This window comes from Alcaligenes sp. SMD-FA, from assembly GCF_025960365.1.
GTDB lineage: Bacteria > Pseudomonadota > Gammaproteobacteria > Burkholderiales > Burkholderiaceae_B > Alcaligenes > Alcaligenes aquatilis.
In genome coordinates, this window is sequence record NZ_CP110108.1 from 253,686 (window position 1) to 271,843 (window position 18,158).

General features: G+C 53.8%; 16 protein-coding genes, 2 tRNA genes and 1 rRNA gene. 12 read left to right on the forward strand and 7 right to left on the reverse strand.

The window, feature by feature from the left end; all coding sequences use genetic code 11:
- Positions 1-108: 108 nt before the first annotated feature.
- The 4 genes from OKX01_RS01105 to OKX01_RS01120 form a co-directional block, all read right to left on the reverse strand.
- The gene (locus tag OKX01_RS01105) at positions 109-318 is read right to left on the reverse strand and encodes a cold-shock protein (RefSeq protein WP_026483779.1); all 210 of its coding nucleotides are present in this window, start codon (positions 316-318) and stop codon (positions 109-111) included.
- Positions 319-571: 253 nt separating this feature from the next.
- Entirely contained in the window at positions 572-1,402 is an 831-nt protein-coding gene (gene galU, locus OKX01_RS01110; RefSeq protein ID WP_094195329.1) for a UTP--glucose-1-phosphate uridylyltransferase GalU, read from the reverse strand.
- Positions 1,403-1,737: 335 nt separating this feature from the next.
- Positions 1,738-2,574 carry a type III pantothenate kinase gene (locus OKX01_RS01115; RefSeq protein WP_230019472.1) on the reverse strand — a complete coding sequence of 279 codons (837 nt, stop codon included), beginning with the start codon at positions 2,572-2,574 and terminating at the stop codon, positions 1,738-1,740.
- A gap of 38 nt (positions 2,575-2,612) precedes the next feature.
- The gene (locus tag OKX01_RS01120) at positions 2,613-3,482 is read right to left on the reverse strand and encodes a biotin--[acetyl-CoA-carboxylase] ligase (protein ID WP_108727107.1); all 870 of its coding nucleotides are present in this window, start codon (positions 3,480-3,482) and stop codon (positions 2,613-2,615) included.
- A gap of 57 nt (positions 3,483-3,539) precedes the next feature.
- Between OKX01_RS01120 and OKX01_RS01125 the strand changes: the two genes are divergently transcribed.
- The 8 genes from OKX01_RS01125 (at position 3,540) to OKX01_RS01160 (ending at position 11,571) form a co-directional block, all read left to right on the forward strand.
- Positions 3,540-4,190: an alpha/beta hydrolase gene (locus OKX01_RS01125; RefSeq protein WP_162496889.1), complete on the forward strand. Its 651-nt coding sequence runs from the start codon at positions 3,540-3,542 to the stop codon at positions 4,188-4,190.
- 125 nt (positions 4,191-4,315) lie between these two features.
- Positions 4,316-5,545, forward strand: coding sequence for a serine hydrolase (locus OKX01_RS01130; RefSeq protein ID WP_203226730.1), 1,230 nt, complete (start codon positions 4,316-4,318; stop codon positions 5,543-5,545).
- Positions 5,546-5,569: 24 nt separating this feature from the next.
- Positions 5,570-6,442, forward strand: a complete 873-nt coding sequence (locus tag OKX01_RS01135; protein WP_094195333.1) for a D-amino acid aminotransferase — start codon at positions 5,570-5,572, stop codon at positions 6,440-6,442.
- A complete protein-coding gene (locus OKX01_RS01140) occupies positions 6,439-6,711 on the forward strand; it encodes a DUF493 family protein (protein WP_094195334.1) in 273 nt (90 codons plus the stop codon). The genes OKX01_RS01135 and OKX01_RS01140 overlap by 4 nt, the downstream gene beginning before the upstream one ends.
- Before the next feature lie 17 nt (positions 6,712-6,728).
- Positions 6,729-7,391, forward strand: coding sequence for a lipoyl(octanoyl) transferase LipB (gene lipB, locus OKX01_RS01145; RefSeq protein WP_264672310.1), 663 nt, complete (start codon positions 6,729-6,731; stop codon positions 7,389-7,391).
- 95 nt (positions 7,392-7,486) lie between these two features.
- Complete coding sequence (locus tag OKX01_RS01150) at positions 7,487-7,993, forward strand: RNA polymerase sigma factor (protein ID WP_264672311.1); 507 nt, start codon at positions 7,487-7,489, stop codon at positions 7,991-7,993.
- A gap of 45 nt (positions 7,994-8,038) precedes the next feature.
- A complete protein-coding gene (locus OKX01_RS01155) occupies positions 8,039-9,016 on the forward strand; it encodes a FecR family protein (RefSeq protein WP_264672313.1) in 978 nt (325 codons plus the stop codon).
- A gap of 134 nt (positions 9,017-9,150) precedes the next feature.
- Positions 9,151-11,571, forward strand: coding sequence for a TonB-dependent siderophore receptor (locus OKX01_RS01160; protein WP_264672315.1), 2,421 nt, complete (start codon positions 9,151-9,153; stop codon positions 11,569-11,571).
- 18 nt (positions 11,572-11,589) lie between these two features.
- On the opposite strand, the gene OKX01_RS01165 is transcribed toward OKX01_RS01160, so the two are convergent.
- The gene (locus OKX01_RS01165) at positions 11,590-12,381 is read right to left on the reverse strand and encodes an enoyl-CoA hydratase (protein WP_264672316.1); all 792 of its coding nucleotides are present in this window, start codon (positions 12,379-12,381) and stop codon (positions 11,590-11,592) included.
- Between the two features lie 199 nt (positions 12,382-12,580).
- Here OKX01_RS01165 and lipA point away from each other — a divergent pair, with 199 nt between their 5' ends.
- Positions 12,581-13,585, forward strand: a complete 1,005-nt coding sequence (gene lipA / locus OKX01_RS01170; RefSeq protein ID WP_094195337.1) for a lipoyl synthase — start codon at positions 12,581-12,583, stop codon at positions 13,583-13,585.
- A 334-nt stretch (positions 13,586-13,919) separates the two neighbouring features.
- Here lipA and OKX01_RS01175 read toward each other — a convergent pair whose 3' ends face one another.
- On the reverse strand, positions 13,920-14,273 hold the full coding sequence (locus OKX01_RS01175; protein WP_094195338.1) for a hypothetical protein: 354 nt from the start codon (positions 14,271-14,273) through the stop codon (positions 13,920-13,922).
- Between the two features lie 30 nt (positions 14,274-14,303).
- Positions 14,304-15,098, reverse strand: a complete 795-nt coding sequence (locus OKX01_RS01180) for a uracil-DNA glycosylase (protein ID WP_238988630.1) — start codon at positions 15,096-15,098, stop codon at positions 14,304-14,306.
- Positions 15,099-16,337: 1,239 nt separating this feature from the next.
- Here OKX01_RS01180 and OKX01_RS01185 point away from each other — a divergent pair.
- The 3 genes from OKX01_RS01185 (at position 16,338) to OKX01_RS01195 (ending at position 18,133) form a co-directional block, all read left to right on the forward strand.
- Positions 16,338-17,876 (forward strand): 16S ribosomal RNA (locus tag OKX01_RS01185).
- A 93-nt stretch (positions 17,877-17,969) separates the two neighbouring features.
- Positions 17,970-18,046 (forward strand) — tRNA-Ile (locus OKX01_RS01190).
- A gap of 11 nt (positions 18,047-18,057) precedes the next feature.
- A tRNA-Ala gene (locus tag OKX01_RS01195) sits at positions 18,058-18,133 on the forward strand.
- The last annotated feature ends 25 nt before the right edge of the window (positions 18,134-18,158 follow it).

Genomic DNA, 18,158 nt, shown 5'->3' on the forward strand with positions numbered 1-18,158 from the left:
AGTTTGTGGTAATTTGAAGACAGCTTGTCTTGATTTGAATCAAATCAAATAAAAAAGCCCGCATTAAGCGGGCTTTTTTTTGAGATCTAAAAACTGATCGAAATCGATTTACAGTTTCTGGATGCTCTTAGCTTGTGGGCCCTTCTGGCCTTCAGCCGACACGTACGAAACGCGTTGGTTTTCTTCCAAGGATTTAAAGCCTGTGCCCAAGATGTCGGAATGGTGAACGAAAAGATCTTTGCCACCGTTGTCGGGGGAGATAAAGCCGTAGCCTTTTTCGTTATTGAACCATTTCACGATACCGGTTTCTGTTTGCATTTCCTGCATTCCCTAAAAATGACGAGCAATCTGCTCAAAAAAGATTGTCAAGATGTAAAAATCAGGGCAATGAGTATTAGAAACAATACCGTATTGAACAAACTTCGACGAACTTGAAATCCTGCACCGCCAATCGTAGGGGGTATTTGGCCTGTAAGTCAAGCTAAATCGCCCTTTGCGTGGTTTTCAGGCAGTGTTTGATCAACAATTACAACCAAGCTTGTTATTGCAACGGACCCCTCTGCGCCCCTCGTTAAAGTCCGTGGTATTTCCGACCAAATTCAAGCGTAGCATGAAAGAAACCGGACTTGCTACCACAGTCGTAACGTGTGCCTTCATATTCATATGCATATACCGGACGGCTTTTCAAAAGGCTGGCAATTCCATCCGTTAATTGAATCTCTCCACCTACCCCTGCTTGAGTGCGTCGCAGGTGGTCAAATATTTCTGCTTCTAATACATAACGGCCCACAACGGCTTGTGTGGAAGGAGCAACATCCGGTGCTGGCTTTTCAACAATTCCATTTAATCGAGTGGCTTTGGAGTCGACGGCATTACCCGAAACGATTCCATATTTATTCGTTTCATTTCTATTTACATTTTGAGTTGCCACAATACTGCCGTTGTATTGATGCGCCGCCTCAACCAGTTGCCGACATACCGGTGTGGTAGCGTCAATCAGATCGTCTGCCAGTAGAACCAGAAAGGGTTCGTTGCCGACGATGGGGGCGGCACACAACACAGCATGGCCCAAACCCAGCGCGCGTGGCTGGCGGGTGTAAATACAGCTTACATGGCTGGGGATGATGTTCTGGACAGCATCCAGCAATTCCAGTTTATTCTTGCCTTCCAGCTCGTGCTCCAGTTCCGGGATGCTGTCAAAGTGATCTTCAATGGCCCGTTTGTTGCGGCCTGTAATAAAGATCAGCTCTGTGACTCCTGCGGCAACCGCTTCTTCGACAGCGTACTGAATCAGTGGTTTGTCGACGATTGGCAACATTTCCTTGGGCATGGCCTTGGTGGCCGGCAGAAAACGTGTGCCTAGACCGGCGACGGGGAAAACAGCTTTGCGTATGGGTTTCATAGTGTCGTCAATCGAGGATCAAGGTGAAGCTGGCGCGGGATGAGCCGGAGTTCCAAGTTGAATGGCATCCTGGTTTCGCTGCGAAAACTGCCGAGGCTCACGCCCTTGCTCACTGGGAGGTGTGCCGAAAAAGCCTTGTCCAAAAGCTAGAAGGGCGACGTTTGCCACCAGGATCAGTATGAAAAGCAGTCGCATCGCAGATGCCCTGAAAAATACAGTTCAACCCAAGATTGTACGGGTAGGGGAGTTTAAGTTCATCCGTTTTAATGCCAATCGTATCTAAGGGTCTCCCTGCTTGTCTGACGCTGAAAGCCCGTTGTGGAACCCATTCTGGCTTACAAATGGGCGGCAAACAGCGCCAAGCCACGCAAAGCAGGCGTTTCCAGCTCGTGCAGCTGGGGTACCTCTATATTGAGCAGGCGGCAATGGTGACTTAATTGTTCTAACAGTTCTTGCTGCGCCAGAGCGCGGCCACCGCCGGCCAGAAACACCAATGGGCTATGCCCCAGATGCTGACGCCCTCTCTCCCATTGCCGTAACACAGCTCCAGCCTGTGCCGCAGCAACTCCTGTACTGATGGCGGCTTGGGTATTGCGGGGGAAAGCCGCCGTCTGCCCGTGGGCCTCAGGAAGTTGTGCCGTATTTTGTTTGAGTGAAGCCAGCATCAAGCTGGGGCCGGGCAAAATGGACCCACCCAGAAAGTGGCGCACGCCATTTTGTTCGGGTCCCAGCAAATCAATCGTCGTGGCAGTACCGAAGCTGATCAGCAAGGCCCCTTGCTGGGCAGGATATTCCTGGGCCAGCAAATCGCTGAGCCCTAATAAAGAAGCCCAGCGGTCGGCGCCCAGTTGCCCGGCCTGTTCATAATCATTGTGCAGCCCAAAAATCTGCTCTTGTGCCTGTAGCCAGCGTACCGGGCCTAAACCCAGATGACTGACGGCCGCGTCAATTTGTTTTTGTACCTGTGGGCCTGCCACATTCACCCCCAGCGCTTGCACACCCTTTTGATTGGCGAATTCTTGCAAGGGAGCCTGACCTGCTTCCAGCCAAACAGCCAATTGATCCAATTGGTCTGCATGCAGGCTAACCGGCTGGCTTTCGCGCGCACCGGTTAAGGGATGGCACCACCCCAATTTGATGCGGGTATTACCAGAGTCGATAAGCAGGGTCATGCCGGGTCGTCAGAGCTGAAAAGAGTGCAGTATAGCGATCAGCGTTGGGCGCGAACGGAAACTTCGCCCACGGTGACCGCCCGTTCCGTACCATCGGGGTGACGCAACAATAATTGCCCCGACGTGTTGATGCCAGTCACGATACCGGTATGCAGGACTTGGCCGTTGTCAATGATATGGACTTGTTGGCCAATCAGCGCATCTACCTGTGCGTAGCGTGTCGGCAGATCAGCAAAGCCGTGGGCTGTGACATGGTTCAGGCTCAGGTACAGGCTTTGCGCAACCTTGGCCACAATGTCCGAACATCGTGCCAGGGATGCTTGCTGGGAGTGTTCCACAATGCTGGTCCAGTCCGCAATGGCGCGCTGCGTGTTTTGGCTGATGGTTGCCGCTTCGCGCAGGTTCAGGCCTATACCAATAATGACCACATGATGATCACTGGAGCTGGGCGCAGCGCTGGCGCGGGTGGCCTCTACCAAAATGCCGGATAGCTTGGCCTGATCCCACAGCACGTCATTAGGCCATTTCATGGCTAGACGATTGCGAACCGCCGGCTCCAGAAACAGGCGCAGGGCTTCCGTCGTTGCCAGACCCGATAGCGGTGAGAGTGTAGGCAATTGCCGTGCAGGCAGAAAAATATCGAAGGCACAGGAAAACATCAGGTTTGCGCCAACACTATTTTCCCACGTGCGCCCAGCACGCCCACGGCCACGGCTTTGCAGGTGCGCGCCTAATAACCAAGGTCGCACACGTGGTCCCGATTCTTGACGAGCCAGAGCGAGCAAATCCGCGTTTGTCGATTCAGTCGAATCCACCCAGTGGATCTGGGGGAAATGTGGCAAGCGCGTACGCAGCTCTGCCACCATATCGCGAGGGCTGGGTAAGGTGAATGCAGAAGAGGTATTCATGACAATCCGGTACACTGGACGAGTTAAACGTAATCTTATGTGATATTTGATCTGAGCATGTCTGAACGCGTAGATACAATCCAATTTTCCGGCTTGGCTGGTGTTATTGACTGTGCTGTGGACTGGCCGACAGGCGAGCCCAGGGGTTGGGCTCTGTTGCTGCATCCACACCCTTTGCATGGTGGGGCACGTAATAACAAAGTCGTGACAACCCTGTCACGTAGCGCCACCCAACACGGTTTGCTGGCAGTACGCCCCGATTTTCGCGGTGTCGGAAAGTCCGCCGGGCAGTTCGACAGCAGTCGTGGCGAAACCGCCGATATGCTGGCCTTGATAGAGCAATTCCCATCGCATTTTCCACAGTGGAGTTCCGGCCCATCTCTGTTGGCCGGTTTTTCATTTGGCACAGCGGTTGCAGCCCAAGTGTATGCCGGTCTGCAGGACGCCCAGGCACCATTGCCGCATGCTTTTATCTTGACGGGCACGGCGGTCAATCGCTTCCGGTTCCGCGATGTCAGCCCTCCTGCCGATACTTTGTTGGTGCACGGCGAAACCGACGACGTTGTTCCTTTGTCCGAGGGTATGGACTTTGCACGCGAGCATCAGTTGCCCATGGTCGTGTTGCCTGAGGCTGGTCACTTTTTTCATGGCAAGCTGATTCAGCTCCGTGAATTGATCAGCCGACATTTGGCTGGGCTTGGAACCTAAGTCGGATTTTGCTTTCAAATCGTTGCGTTTTCCTGCTCAGACTCAGGGGCTTGGCCCCTCACAGGCCTATATGGCTCTGCCATAATGGGCTCTTTCCGCCACTGTCAAAGCAATCGATTTTTTCCATGACTTCTATTCAAAAATTTGCATCTCCGGTCCTTTCCCGCTGTGTGGTGGCACTTGCCTTGGCACTGCCTATGGCAGTACAGGCACAGGCTCAAACTCCCACACCGACAGAATCGGCTCAAGTGCTTGGGGCGCCGACGCCTGCCTTGCCGGGTGATTTGTCCGTGGTACCCGCACCAGCCTTGACGGCGCGTGCCTGGTTGTCCATGGATGTCAATAGCGGCCAGATCATTGCCGCTGAAGGGCTGAATGAACAGGTGGAACCGGCTTCCCTGACTAAGCTGATGACCGCTTATCTGGTCTTTGATGCTTTGGAGTCCGGTCGCTTAAAGCTGGATCAGACTGTTGTGATTTCGGAGAAAGCCTGGCGTACCGAAGGCTCGCGCATGTTTGTAAAGGTCAATTCGCAAGTGTCGGTGAACGATCTGCTGCAAGGTGTGATCGTGCAATCGGGTAACGATGCCTCTGTGGCCTTGGCCGAAGCCGTTGCAGGTAGCGAAGAGGCCTTTGCTGCCCTGATGAACGAAGAGGCTGCCAAGTTGGGTTTGACTGCTACGCATTTCAAGAACTCTACCGGCTTGCCTGACCCTGATCATCTGACTTCGGTACGTGATCTGGGCATGTTGTCTGCTGCACTGGTTGCCCGTTTTCCCCAGTACCTGCACTACTACAGCCAAAAAGAGTACACCTATAACAATATCAAGCAGCCCAACCGTAACCGCCTGCTGTGGCTGGACAACACGGTTGATGGCCTGAAAACCGGCCATACCCAATCGGCGGGTTACTGCCTGGTGTCGACTGCCTTGCGCGACGGCCGCCGTGTGGTGTCAGTCGTTGTTGGTACGGCGAACGATGCCGCCCGTACAGAAAACAGCCTGAAGCTGTTGAACTGGAGCTTCCAGAACTTTGAAACGGTCAAGCTGTATGACACTAGCAATCCTGCCGTCACCGCTCGGGTGTGGGAAGGTGAGGTCGAGAACGTAGGCCTGGGTACCGCCCAGCCTTTGTGGTTGACAGTGCCCCGTGGAAAGTCGTCGGAAATCAAGCCTGTGGCTAACTATACCCAGCCTTTGCTGGCTCCGTTGAGCAAGGGTGACAAGGTCGGTACACTGACTTTGTCCTTGGATGGCAAGGTTCTGGCAGAGCAGCCTTTGCTGGTGCTGCAGGATGTGCCCGAGGCAGGCTTTTTCGGTCGTATGGCCGACAAAGTACGCTTGATGTTTGAGTAATCCCTTGGTGCGAGGCTGACCCCTATGATTGCAGGCATTGACCCTGACAGCATTGTTTATTTGAACGGCGATTTCGTGCGCTTGGGCGAAGCGAAGATCTCGGTACTGGATCGTGGCTTCATCTTTGGCGACGGCATTTATGATGTCGTACCTGCCTATCACGGAAAACCTTTCCGTATTGATGGGCACCTGGGGCGTTTGGAACGCAGCCTGGCCAAAGTGGGCATTCATAACCCTTTTACCCGCCGTGAGTGGGAAAAGCTGGTGATGGACATGCTGGCCCGTTCGGGTCGTGGGGCCGACTGCATGGTCTACATCCAGGTGACCCGTGGTGTTGCCAAGCGCGACCACGCCTTCCCCAGCAATGTGACGCCCAGTATCTTCATCATGGTCTCGCCGTTCAAGCGCGTGCAGCAAGAACGCGAGACGGGTTTGACGGCGGTGGCCATTGAAGATGAACGCTGGCTGCGTTGCGATATAAAATCCGTTTCCTTGCTGGGCAATGTACTGGCCAAGCAGCAAGCGGTCGAAGCCGGTGTGGATGAAGTCATTCAGTTCAGAGACGGTTTCCTGACCGAAGGGGCCTCCTGCAATATCTGGATTGTGCGCGACGGCACCTTGCTGGCACCCATGCGCAATAACTTGATCCTGGAAGGGGTGCGCTACAGTTTGATGGAAGAGCTGGCCGCTCAGGCGGGGATCGCCTTCCAGGCACGTCAGATCTCCCGAGAGGAGGTCGATACTGCCGATGAAATTTTGATGACGTCAGCCACCAAAGAGGTGCTGCCCATCGTTGTATTTAACGGTCAGCCCGTCGGTGACGGACGACCCGGCCCTGTCTTTGCCAAATTACGTGAAGGCTATGACAAGGCTATCAAGGCTGCGGAGCAAGCATGACAATTTCCCCTGAAGAATCGTTGATTGAATACCCCAGTGACTTTCCTATCAAAGTCATGGGTCAGAGCCATGAAACACTGCAAGACGAATTGCTGGCTATCGTTTTGGAACATGACCCAGACTTTGATGCCGCCACTATTGAAGTGCGGCCCAGTAAGGCGGGCAATTACACTGGACTGACTTTTACCGTGCGTGCCGTTTCGCGCGAGCAACTGGACAATCTGTATCGTGCCCTGCATGCGCATCATCTTGTGCGCGTGGTGATGTAAGCAGGAATCAGGCGTTCATGTCCGACTCAGTTCGTATCAAATGGTTTGAGCGGCCTAGCGCCTATGAACCTATCTGGCAGGCAATGCGCGACTTCACCGAGCAGCGCGGGCCAGAGACTCCGGATGAAATCTGGCTTGTTGAGCACACGCCTGTCTACACTCAGGGGCAGGCCGGCAAGCCGGAACATCTGCTTAACCCCGGCGGCATCCCCGTGGTGCAAACCGACCGGGGTGGGCAGATTACCTATCACGGCCCTGGTCAGTTAATGGTGTATTGCCTGTTTGATCTTCGCCGGGTAGGTCTGTACGTCAAAGAATATGTACGCCTGCTCGAAGAGGCCGTCATTGCCTGTCTGACGCATTTCGGTGTCAAGGGCGCTTGCTGCAAACCGGGGGCGCCGGGCGTCTACGTGCCGCAAGGGATGGCAAGCCAGGAGTTGGCCAAGATCTCCGCACTGGGTATCAAGATTCGCAATGGCCGCTCTTACCATGGCCTGGCCTTGAATATAGACATGGATCTAAGCCCGTTTAGCGGCATCAATCCCTGTGGCTATGAAGGGCTGCAAACAACGGATATGCACTCGCAAGGGATCGTGGTTCCCATGGACGAGGTTGCACAGTATTTGTACTCCTACTTGAGCCAGGCAATGGCCCAACGTAACCAAGTCGCTACAACCTGAACAAGCGTCAGCGCATCGTAGCGAAACAGTCCAATTGTTGTAATGAGAATTGTTTGCGATAATTCGGAACACGTTAACTGTTCTGTCGGGCCTGTATGCCGTCGTCCTCCAAATCTCGCAAGTCCTGGCTTGATCATTATCGCGGCCTGATGGGCAATTGGACCCGGCGTCAAACTAATCATCACGATGCAGAAGACGCCGTTCACGATGCCGTTCTAGGCCTGTTGGATCAGACCTGCACCCATATCCAGAACATTCCCTCTTATTTGTTTCAGGCGACTCGCAATCAGTTGTTCGATGAAAGTCGGCGGCGTGGGCGTTGGGCGCAGACACCCTTGGACCAGTTGGACGAGGCAGATACGCCTCTGTCCCCGGATGTGGCAGAGGCTTGTCAGTCTACTCAGTTGATGGACGAGCTGGAGGTGGTTCTGGTGCAGTTGCCACTGGTCTGTAGGCAAGTTTTTTTATGGAATAAAATCGAGGGCTATAGTCAGCGCGAGATTGCTGGGCGGTTGGGCTTGTCGCAGAGCATGGTGGAAAAGCATATGAAACGCGCTTTGACCCATCTGCAGACGCATTTGCACCTGTTCCAGCAAGACTGATCAGCCCTGGAGTTTTCACGTTTTGCCCACGCCTATTTATTCCCTATGACGACGAGCGCAGGTCCCTCTTTGCCTTCGACGGCCCGTGAACAAGCGGTTCATTGGTTCGCGCGTGTTCGTCTGGGGCCATTATCGATAGAGGATCAGGCGGAGCTGGATGCATGGCTGGCGGCTTCGCCGCAGCATCAAGCGCATTTTCAGGAGCTGCAAAAAGCCTGGAACAAGCTGGATGAGCTGCCGGTCGATCGCCTGCGTCGTTTGACTCAAGAGCCTGCTGCCCTGCGAAAAAAGCCTGTGCAGCGTTGGCGGCTGGCCTTTGCGGCGATGGTTTTGTGTGCCGTGGTAGGAGGGGTGTGGCTTTGGCCTGTAGGTCCAGAACAGTCCTGGGCGGTCAGCACTACTGTTGCCCAACGACAGGAGCTGCGTTTACCCGATGATAGTGTTCTGGCGGTTAACGCTCGTACAAAAATTAATGTGGCTTATACCTCCAGCGAGCGGCGGGTTTATCTGGAGTCAGGGGAAATTCTGGCGGATGTGCGTCCCGATGCAGATCGTCCCTTTATTGTGGAAACCGAGCAGGCAAAAGTGCAGGTGTTAGGCACCCGCTTCAATGTGCGTAAACAGTCTGATCAAGTAGAGGTAGCGGTTGACCGGGGGAGAGTCCGTTTGTCAGCGGGACCCTGGTGGAACTCCCGTTCCGAGCGCTTGGGCGCTGGTCAGGCCGCACGCGTTACGGCACGCCAAGGATTGGAGCCTGTGCGCGAAGCGGATGTAGCTGCCCTGACGGCTTGGCAAAGTGGTCGTCTGGAGTTCGACAATGAACCTTTGGCACAGGTGCTGGAGCAGTTGTCGGCATATCTGCATGAGCCCATACGCCTTGGTGATGCCCAACTTGGGCAACTGCGTATATCCGGCACCTTGACCATGAGCAAGCCACAAGAGGCCTTGCTGTTATTGGCGGATATTGCACCCGTCCAGATTCTGAATGTGGAATCCAAGGGCTGGGTCATCAACCGTCGGTAAATTCATTACGGAAAAATCCTTGTCCAGACGTCTTTAGACCAGGGAGGTGTGCTGGCGGCTGTAAACCGTTGGCGTGTCTTGGTTTATAGATTCCGCGCAGGCAGAACCTGCCGGTAGGGATGGATATCATCACCATGTCTGGTACTACATATAAGATCACTGTGCACAACCGTGCAGTCCGCCAATTGCCTCTTGGCCTTGGAGCCGTGTTATTGGGGCTGTGCCTGTCGGCCTTGGCCGCGCCCGGCTATGCACAATCCGGTGCGCCGCAGCAGACAATCAGCTTGACGGCCCAGCCCTTGTCGTCGGCCTTGCGTGATCTGGGGCGTCAGTTTTCGGTGCAAATTGTGTATTTGCCCGATACCGTGGCTGGCCGACAAAGTCCGGCCTTGTCAGGGCAATTCACCTTGGATCAGGCCTTGAGCCGCTTGCTGGCTGGTACAGGGATACAGGTGCGCCGATCGGGCAACAATATTTCGCTTAGTCCGGCAGACAAGGGTGATGCCGCACAGTTGGAGCCGGTACGGGTTCATGCCTCCCGCTATGATGTGACCAGTGAAGGCAGTGGCTCCTACGCCGCGGCCGGGGCGACGATTGGCAAATCTCCTTTATCTTTGCGCGAAATCCCCCAATCCGTCTCTGTCATGACACGCACGCAAATGGACGAACAGGGCTTTACGCGTGTGGCCGATGCGATCAACCATACGACCGGGATCAGCAGCAGCGGCTATCCCGATACAGAGAGCTTCAATAGCCGTGGTTTTGCGGCCAGCCTGCAATACGATGGGGTGCCGGCTCAAGGGGTGGGTGCACCTCATCTGGATCTGGCTGTGTACGATCGCATCGAGGTGCTGCGCGGTCCGGCCGGCTTGTTGTCTGGAACCGCGGAGCCGGGCGGGGTGGTGAATCTGGTGCGAAAACGGCCCACTCGCGAATTGCGTGTTGAGGGGCAGTTGTCCGCCGGGAGCTGGAACAACTATCGTGCAGAGGCTGATCTGAGCGGGCCGTTGAACAAGGATGGTACCCTGCGTGGACGTGTGGTGACAGCCTATCAGGATAAAGACCAGTACTACGATCAAGGCAGATCCAAACCGGCCACTTTTTACGGCGTGCTGGAGTACGACCTGACCCCCGCCACCACTTTGGGTTTGACGGCTTTTTATAGCGAGCTGGATTTCCGTAATTTCAACGGCTTGGCGCAGTTTGGGGACGGCAGCTTGCCGGATCGCCGCAGCTTCCTGGGCCCTGCCCGCACGTCTAATCACGAGGTGTACGAGCTGGGGGCGGACTTGCAGCATCGTTTTGATAATGAGTGGGTGCTGAAAGCTAACTACACCCACAAGGAGAGTACGTATAAAGGCTTCAGCTCTTTTGCCTTGCAGCCCATTTCCCTGCAAACGGGCTTGGCCAATATGATGGCAGGCCGGATTCACAATGAATTTACTTGGGACCAGGGGGACGTCAGCGTTACGGGGCCATTTAACTTGTTTGGGCGGGGGCATTCCTTGACCCTTGGTTTCAATGCAGCGCGCAACAATACCAAGACCAGTTCCCGCTTTAGTCAATTCCCAGATTGGGATGTTCTGAATGACTTTGATTATGGCCCCCTGTTGGATCAGCCTATTTTGAATCAGAATCAGGAGATCGTGACCCAGTCCGGCATTTACGCTTCCACACGCTTGAAGCTGCATGACCGGGTAACTGCGGTGCTGGGTGGCCGCTGGAGCAACTACGAAAGCAAGAGTCGTTCAGTGCGGCCAGAGACCGGTCCCTGGGATGTGAGCGATGCCAAAGCCAGCGGGGAATTTACGCCATTTGCAGGCCTGATTCTGGATGTGAATGACACTATTTCGCTCTACAGCAGCTATGCCGAAAGTTTCGTGCCGCAGTCGCAGCAGGACTACACCGGCAAGACATTGGATCCGCGCAAAGGTTGGCAGATTGAAGCCGGTGCCAAAGGTGAGTTTCTGGACGGTCGCCTGAATGGTTCCGTGGCGATTTACCGCATGCGTGATACCAACCGGGCAGTAACGGATACGGATCATGTCGGTTGCGGTGGTAGTCCGACCGGGACGTGCTCTCGCGCGGCGGGTCTGGTGCAAAGCCAGGGCTGGGAGATGGAGCTGGTCGGTAATCTTGCTCCAGGCTGGGACTTGGGGGCGGGCTATACCTATACGGATGTGCGTTATCGCCGGGATACGGTACTGGAAAATGAAGGTCAGCGTTTCAATGCGAACCTTGTGCCCAAGCATTTGTTCCGTCTTTGGACGCACTACCGCTTTCAGCCTCAGGATTGGGGCGGCCGCTTGAATGGCTGGTCAGTGGGGGCGGGGGTACAAGCACAAAGCAATTTGTTTACCTCGGATGTATACCAGGGCGGTTATGCCACGGTATCCGCCAAAATTGGCTACAAGCCTAATGAGCGCTGGGAGGCATCCCTGGCCGTGAATAACTTGTTCGACCGACGTTACCTCTCCAGCGTGGGCTACAGCACGTTCCTGAATATTTATGGCGCACCGCGTAATGCGATGCTCAATCTTAAATATCGTTATTGATCAGGAAAGCGCGTCGCTTCAGCTTCCGCTCCATTGCGGCGCGCGTTTTTCGATAAAGGCGTCTATACCTTCGCAGGCATCGTTGCTCATCATATTGTCAGCCATGACCTGGCCGGCGTAGTCGTAGGCTTGTTCAATAGCCAGGCTGCGCTGGCGGTAGAACATGGCCTTGCCTGCACGGACGGCAACCGGACTCTTGGCCATGATGCTGTCGGCCAGTTTCTGTACGGTTTGATCCAGCTGGTCTTCGGCTACGGCGTAATTGATTAACCCCAACTCTTGAGCACGTTGGGCGCTGATGAATTCGCCGGTCATCAACATTTCCATAGCGGCTTTGGGCGGCACGCAGCGCGACAGGGCAACAGCGGGTGTAGAGCAGAACAGGCCAACATTAATGCCTGATACCGCAAAGCGGGTGGATTCGGTGGCCACAGCCATATCGCAGGTTGCAACCAGTTGACAGCCTGCAGCGGTGGCCAGTCCTTGCACACGGGCAATCACCGGCACGGGCAAGGCCAGCACACCTTGCATGACGCGGCTGCAGCGGCTGAACAGATCCCGGTAGTAATCGTGTTCGGGCTGGGAACGCATCTGCTTCAGATCGTGCCCGGCGCAAAAAGCCTTGCCTTCCGCCTGGATGATGACGCATTGCAAGCTGGGGTCCTGGGCCAGCTTGTCCAGAATGTGTTGTAAAGAGTCCAACACTTCTTCAGACAGCGCGTTGTACTTGGCGGGCCGGTTCAAGGTGATGCGGGCCAGTCCCTGGTGTTGTTCCAGCAGGACGGGATCGGCTAGGTACTCTTGTGACATGCAAGTCTCCGTACTTATAGTATGTGCAGGTTTTATTCTCGGGTGTTGCTGCATCGTTAAGGCGACCTCTATATTAGAGGGGTCTGGCACAAACTATCGCCCTTGTTCTAGGCGCTTGTAAAGCGAAGGGGCTACAATTGGCCACTGCGCCCATCGTTTAGTGATGCTGCTCGCATGCTGTTTTTCTATTTAGACGCTTATGACCACCCCTACAGATACGTCCGTCGATTCCAAACCTACTGTGCGCCCTCGCGTTGTCGAATACGACGCAACGCAAAAGCAGAAGGCCGAGGCCAAGACCTCGCGCATTCCCATTAAGGTTGTGCAAGCAGAGCGTTTGAAAAAACCTGATTGGATTCGGGTGAAGGCGGCTGCTCCAAACTCTCGTTTCTACGAGATCAAGGAAACACTGCGCGAGCACAAACTGTTTTCGGTGTGTGAAGAAGCGTCCTGTCCCAATATTGGGGAGTGCTTTGGCAAGGGCACGGCAACCTTCATGATCATGGGTGACAAGTGCACACGTCGTTGCCCATTTTGTGATGTGGGCCACGGCCGCCCCGATCCGCTGGACGAGAACGAGCCGGCCAACCTGGCCAAGGCCATTGGTGCCATGAAGTTGTCCTACGTGGTGATTACCTCCGTAGACCGTGACGATTTGCGTGATGGTGGTGCTGCCCACTTTGTAGAATGTATCCGTCAGGTGCGCGAGCATTCGCCCACGACCACCATTGAAGTGCTGGTACCGGACTTTCGCGCACGCCTGGACCGTGCTTTGGGCATCCTGAATGCTTGCCCGCCTGATGTAATGAACCACAATCTGGAAACGGTGCCTCGTTTGTACAAGCAGGCGCGTCCTGGTTCAGACTATCACCACTCCTTGAAACTGCTGCAAGAGTTCAAGAAGCTGCATCCAGACATTCCGACCAAATCCGGTTTGATGGTTGGCTTGGGTGAAACCAACGAAGAGATTCTGGAAGTGATGCGCGATATGCGTGCGCACGACATCGATATGCTGACCATTGGCCAGTATCTACAACCATCTGGCCACCACTTGCCCGTGATGCGTTACGTGACGCCTGATGAATTCTTGATGTTTGAACGCGAAGCCTATGCAATGGGCTTTACCCATGCTGCTGTGGGTGCCATGGTGCGTTCGTCCTATCACGCTGATCAGCAAGCGCACGCCGCAGGTGTGCAGCCCTAATTGATAGGGTGGGGTGTTATAAAGCGCTGCTTTTATTTGAAAAACCCGGTCGGTTGGCCGGGTTTTTTTTATGCCTGCTCTTATAAAGAGGCTGGGTGAGTCACGCCTTGTTCAGTTGAAGGCTATATCAACCAACCACGCTGGGCTATCTCGTCGCTGCGCGGCTATTTGATCCGGTGCTGTGTGGAGTGAGGTGAGTGGACGAGAAGTTCTTGTCCGTTGGACTATCTACTTATCCCTGCTTGCTGCGACGAGAGTATGTTGAATGATCGTAAAAATCAAAGGGCCGTAATCGACCCTTTGGAATTCTTCTTGAATAGGCGCTTGACCGTTTTCAGCGAGAAGCTGGAGGCTCCACTGCATCGCTCAGTGTCAGGGCACGGGTCGACAAACTCTCTATATAAGGCTCCAGCACTTCGTCGTAATCTTCGACGCCCAAATACCAGGCCGTCAGGCCTTTGCTGTCTTGTTTGAGATCAGTCCAGCAGAATAAAGAGCGGTCAAAAGAGTCCTTGATGGTCTCATTAACAAACTTGAACAGTTCATCTAGTAAGGGAAGGCTTGCCAGGGGAACGGCAAATGGTGTTTCCCCCTGGAATTGCCAGCTATATTGTTCGAGCAGTTCGTTCGACCAAAGAGCATGTTGTTCTGAAGAGCTTAATTCTGGATTAGCGGGGCTTAAAGGCATGGTTCGGGATCAGGTAAGGGGAACGGATGGTTAAGCGCCAGTGGCAAACCATTGAATGGGGGTGACCCCCTGCTCTTTGAGCCAGTCATTGGCTTGGTGGAAATGACCGCAGCCAATAAAAGGCACAGGGGGCCGGCGCGCAGCCAAGGGGGAAGGGTGATTGGCCTTCAAAATCAGATAGGGACGTTGAGAGTGCTGCTGAATCAAGGCCTCTTTGGCCTGAGCGTGCGCACCCCACAACATATAAACAATAGGGCGCGTAGTTTGCTGAGCCAGGTTCATCAGTAGGGAGTCTGTAATTTGCTCCCAACCTTTCTTGGCGTGAGAGGCAGGCAAACCATCTTCTACAGTGAGCGATGTATTCAATAGCAAGACACCTTGTCGGCCCCAGTTGCTCAGATCATGACTGCTAGGTGACACGGTGTCGGGATATTCCAGTTCCAGCTCTTTAAAGATATTGCGCAGACTGGGTGGGGCCGGGCAGGTGTCGGGCACAGAAAATGACAGGCCCTGTGCTTGATTGGGGCCGTGATAAGGATCCTGGCCCAGAATCACCACACTGACTTTTTGTAATGGCAGTAGCTCCAGTGCACGGAAAGGGGCGGCCGGGTAAATAGCGGCGCCATCCTGGCACTCTTTGTCCAGCCACCTGGCCAGAGCCGCCAATATGTCTTGCAGCTCCGGGCGATCCAATGTGGCTCGCCAGTCGCTGGGAAGGCGGGCAACTTGAGTGAGGATGTTCTCGGTCAGGAGATTGCCGGAGAGGATTTCCTCGCCAATCAGGCTGAGCTGTGCCGCAGGAGCTTGAGAAGATGATCGTGCCATAGTCTGCATACAGAGTGAGTTGTCCGCCTATTGTAATGGGGGAGAGGTGGCCTACCTATCTGCTTGGATGGGGTGTCTATATATAGAGGGAGGTTTGACGGCAAAAAGCAGGGTGCTTGGTATGCCTCTCTATATAGAGAGACGACCAGCTCTATATAGAGTGTTGCAGGCGTAGTTCTAGATTAGCGATCCAGGGTGATAGCCTTCTGTTCAGTCCCCCCCAAGATCGCAACTGCATGCTCATCTTGTCTGTCTATCTGTCTGTCTGCAAAAACACTCTGGGGCAGGAATTTAGTGTGAAACAAGAGAGACGATGCCGAGCTAGAGAGAAAAAGCCCAGAATCTACCTGTTCTGCGCTATGACTTCCTGGTGTTTCTCCTGCCAGTTCTGGTATCCGTCCAGATATACAGGAATGATAGGTGGTTTTGTATTATTTTGTTTCATTTTGGATTGTTTATATAAAACAATAACCTAAGTGGAAATTCGCTGTGAGTCATCTCTTTTGCATGAAATATTCAGGTTAAAAACTTGCCAAGCCGAAAATCATCGTGCTATAGTTCTTTTCTCGCTGCAGCACACACAGGGTTTTCCCGGAAGCGCCGCAGAGAGCAGTTAGACAAGTTTCACCGCCTTGGCCAAGAGGCCCGCCCCGAAGCTTGAATGACTGGTCAGGTAACTGACACGGTGTAAAACCCGGAGCTTGACAAATCAGAAAATTCTGTGTTAAAGTTCTAGGTTCTGCTCCAGAGAACGCAACGTTAAGTTTTTAGCTGTTTTGAAAGTTGAAACGGTTTTGAAAATTTACCCTTGTTTGTGAAGTTGAATGGTTGGCCTTATGGCTGATTGTTCACCAGGTAGGACGGAACGAAAGTTCTGGTTTAAGCGGGACGAGTTAGACAGTTTAAAACTTTCTAGCTTCTTCAAAAAAACGCTTGACACACCGCCTGATCTGCTTCATAATCTCATTTCTCTGCTGCTAACACAGCAAGGCACGAAGCGCTAAACGCGACGAGCCAGCCGGGTTAGTCAGTAGAACGACAGGCAACTGTCACTGCTCTTTAACAATTAACAGCCGATAAGTGTGGGCGCTTGGAATGAGCGAGTCGAACCCTTCGGGGATCGCCACAAGTTTGTATCAAGTGCTCACAAACGAAAGATGAAGAATTACCTTGTGTAACTCTGAATTTTTCTTTGAGACACAATCGGTCTCGTCGCAAGACGGGACAACCACAGAGATTAAACTGAAGAGTTTGATCCTGGCTCAGATTGAACGCTAGCGGGATGCTTTACACATGCAAGTCGAACGGCAGCACGAGAGAGCTTGCTCTCTTGGTGGCGAGTGGCGGACGGGTGAGTAATATATCGGAACGTGCCCAGTAGCGGGGGATAACTACTCGAAAGAGTGGCTAATACCGCATACGCCCTACGGGGGAAAGGGGGGGATTCTTCGGAACCTCTCACTATTGGAGCGGCCGATATCGGATTAGCTAGTTGGTGGGGTAAAGGCTCACCAAGGCAACGATCCGTAGCTGGTTTGAGAGGACGACCAGCCACACTGGGACTGAGACACGGCCCAGACTCCTACGGGAGGCAGCAGTGGGGAATTTTGGACAATGGGGGAAACCCTGATCCAGCCATCCCGCGTGTATGATGAAGGCCTTCGGGTTGTAAAGTACTTTTGGCAGAGAAGAAAAGGTATCTCCTAATACGAGATACTGCTGACGGTATCTGCAGAATAAGCACCGGCTAACTACGTGCCAGCAGCCGCGGTAATACGTAGGGTGCAAGCGTTAATCGGAATTACTGGGCGTAAAGCGTGTGTAGGCGGTTCGGAAAGAAAGATGTGAAATCCCAGGGCTCAACCTTGGAACTGCATTTTTAACTGCCGAGCTAGAGTATGTCAGAGGGGGGTAGAATTCCACGTGTAGCAGTGAAATGCGTAGATATGTGGAGGAATACCGATGGCGAAGGCAGCCCCCTGGGATAATACTGACGCTCAGACACGAAAGCGTGGGGAGCAAACAGGATTAGATACCCTGGTAGTCCACGCCCTAAACGATGTCAACTAGCTGTTGGGGCCGTTAGGCCTTAGTAGCGCAGCTAACGCGTGAAGTTGACCGCCTGGGGAGTACGGTCGCAAGATTAAAACTCAAAGGAATTGACGGGGACCCGCACAAGCGGTGGATGATGTGGATTAATTCGATGCAACGCGAAAAACCTTACCTACCCTTGACATGTCTGGAATGCCGAAGAGATTTGGCAGTGCTCGCAAGAGAACCGGAACACAGGTGCTGCATGGCTGTCGTCAGCTCGTGTCGTGAGATGTTGGGTTAAGTCCCGCAACGAGCGCAACCCTTGTCATTAGTTGCTACGCAAGAGCACTCTAATGAGACTGCCGGTGACAAACCGGAGGAAGGTGGGGATGACGTCAAGTCCTCATGGCCCTTATGGGTAGGGCTTCACACGTCATACAATGGTCGGGACAGAGGGTCGCCAACCCGCGAGGGGGAGCCAATCTCAGAAACCCGATCGTAGTCCGGATCGCAGTCTGCAACTCGACTGCGTGAAGTCGGAATCGCTAGTAATCGCGGATCAGAATGTCGCGGTGAATACGTTCCCGGGTCTTGTACACACCGCCCGTCACACCATGGGAGTGGGTTTCACCAGAAGTAGGTAGCCTAACCGTAAGGAGGGCGCTTACCACGGTGGGATTCATGACTGGGGTGAAGTCGTAACAAGGTAGCCGTATCGGAAGGTGCGGCTGGATCACCTCCTTTTAGAGCGAATGGCTCGCAAAGCGAAAGCGTCCACACTTATTGGCTGTTAGTTAATGTCATGACCATTGAAGGTATCGCCCACTGGTGATAGATGGGTCAGTAGCTCAGTCGGTTAGAGCACCGTCTTGATAAGGCGGGGGTCGTTGGTTCGATTCCAACTTGACCCACCAACGATTACCTCGGGGGATTAGCTCAGCTGGGAGAGCACCTGCTTTGCAAGCAGGGGGTCGTCGGTTCGATCCCGTCATCCTCCACCACCGCTTTTGTGGTTGGTAGATACAG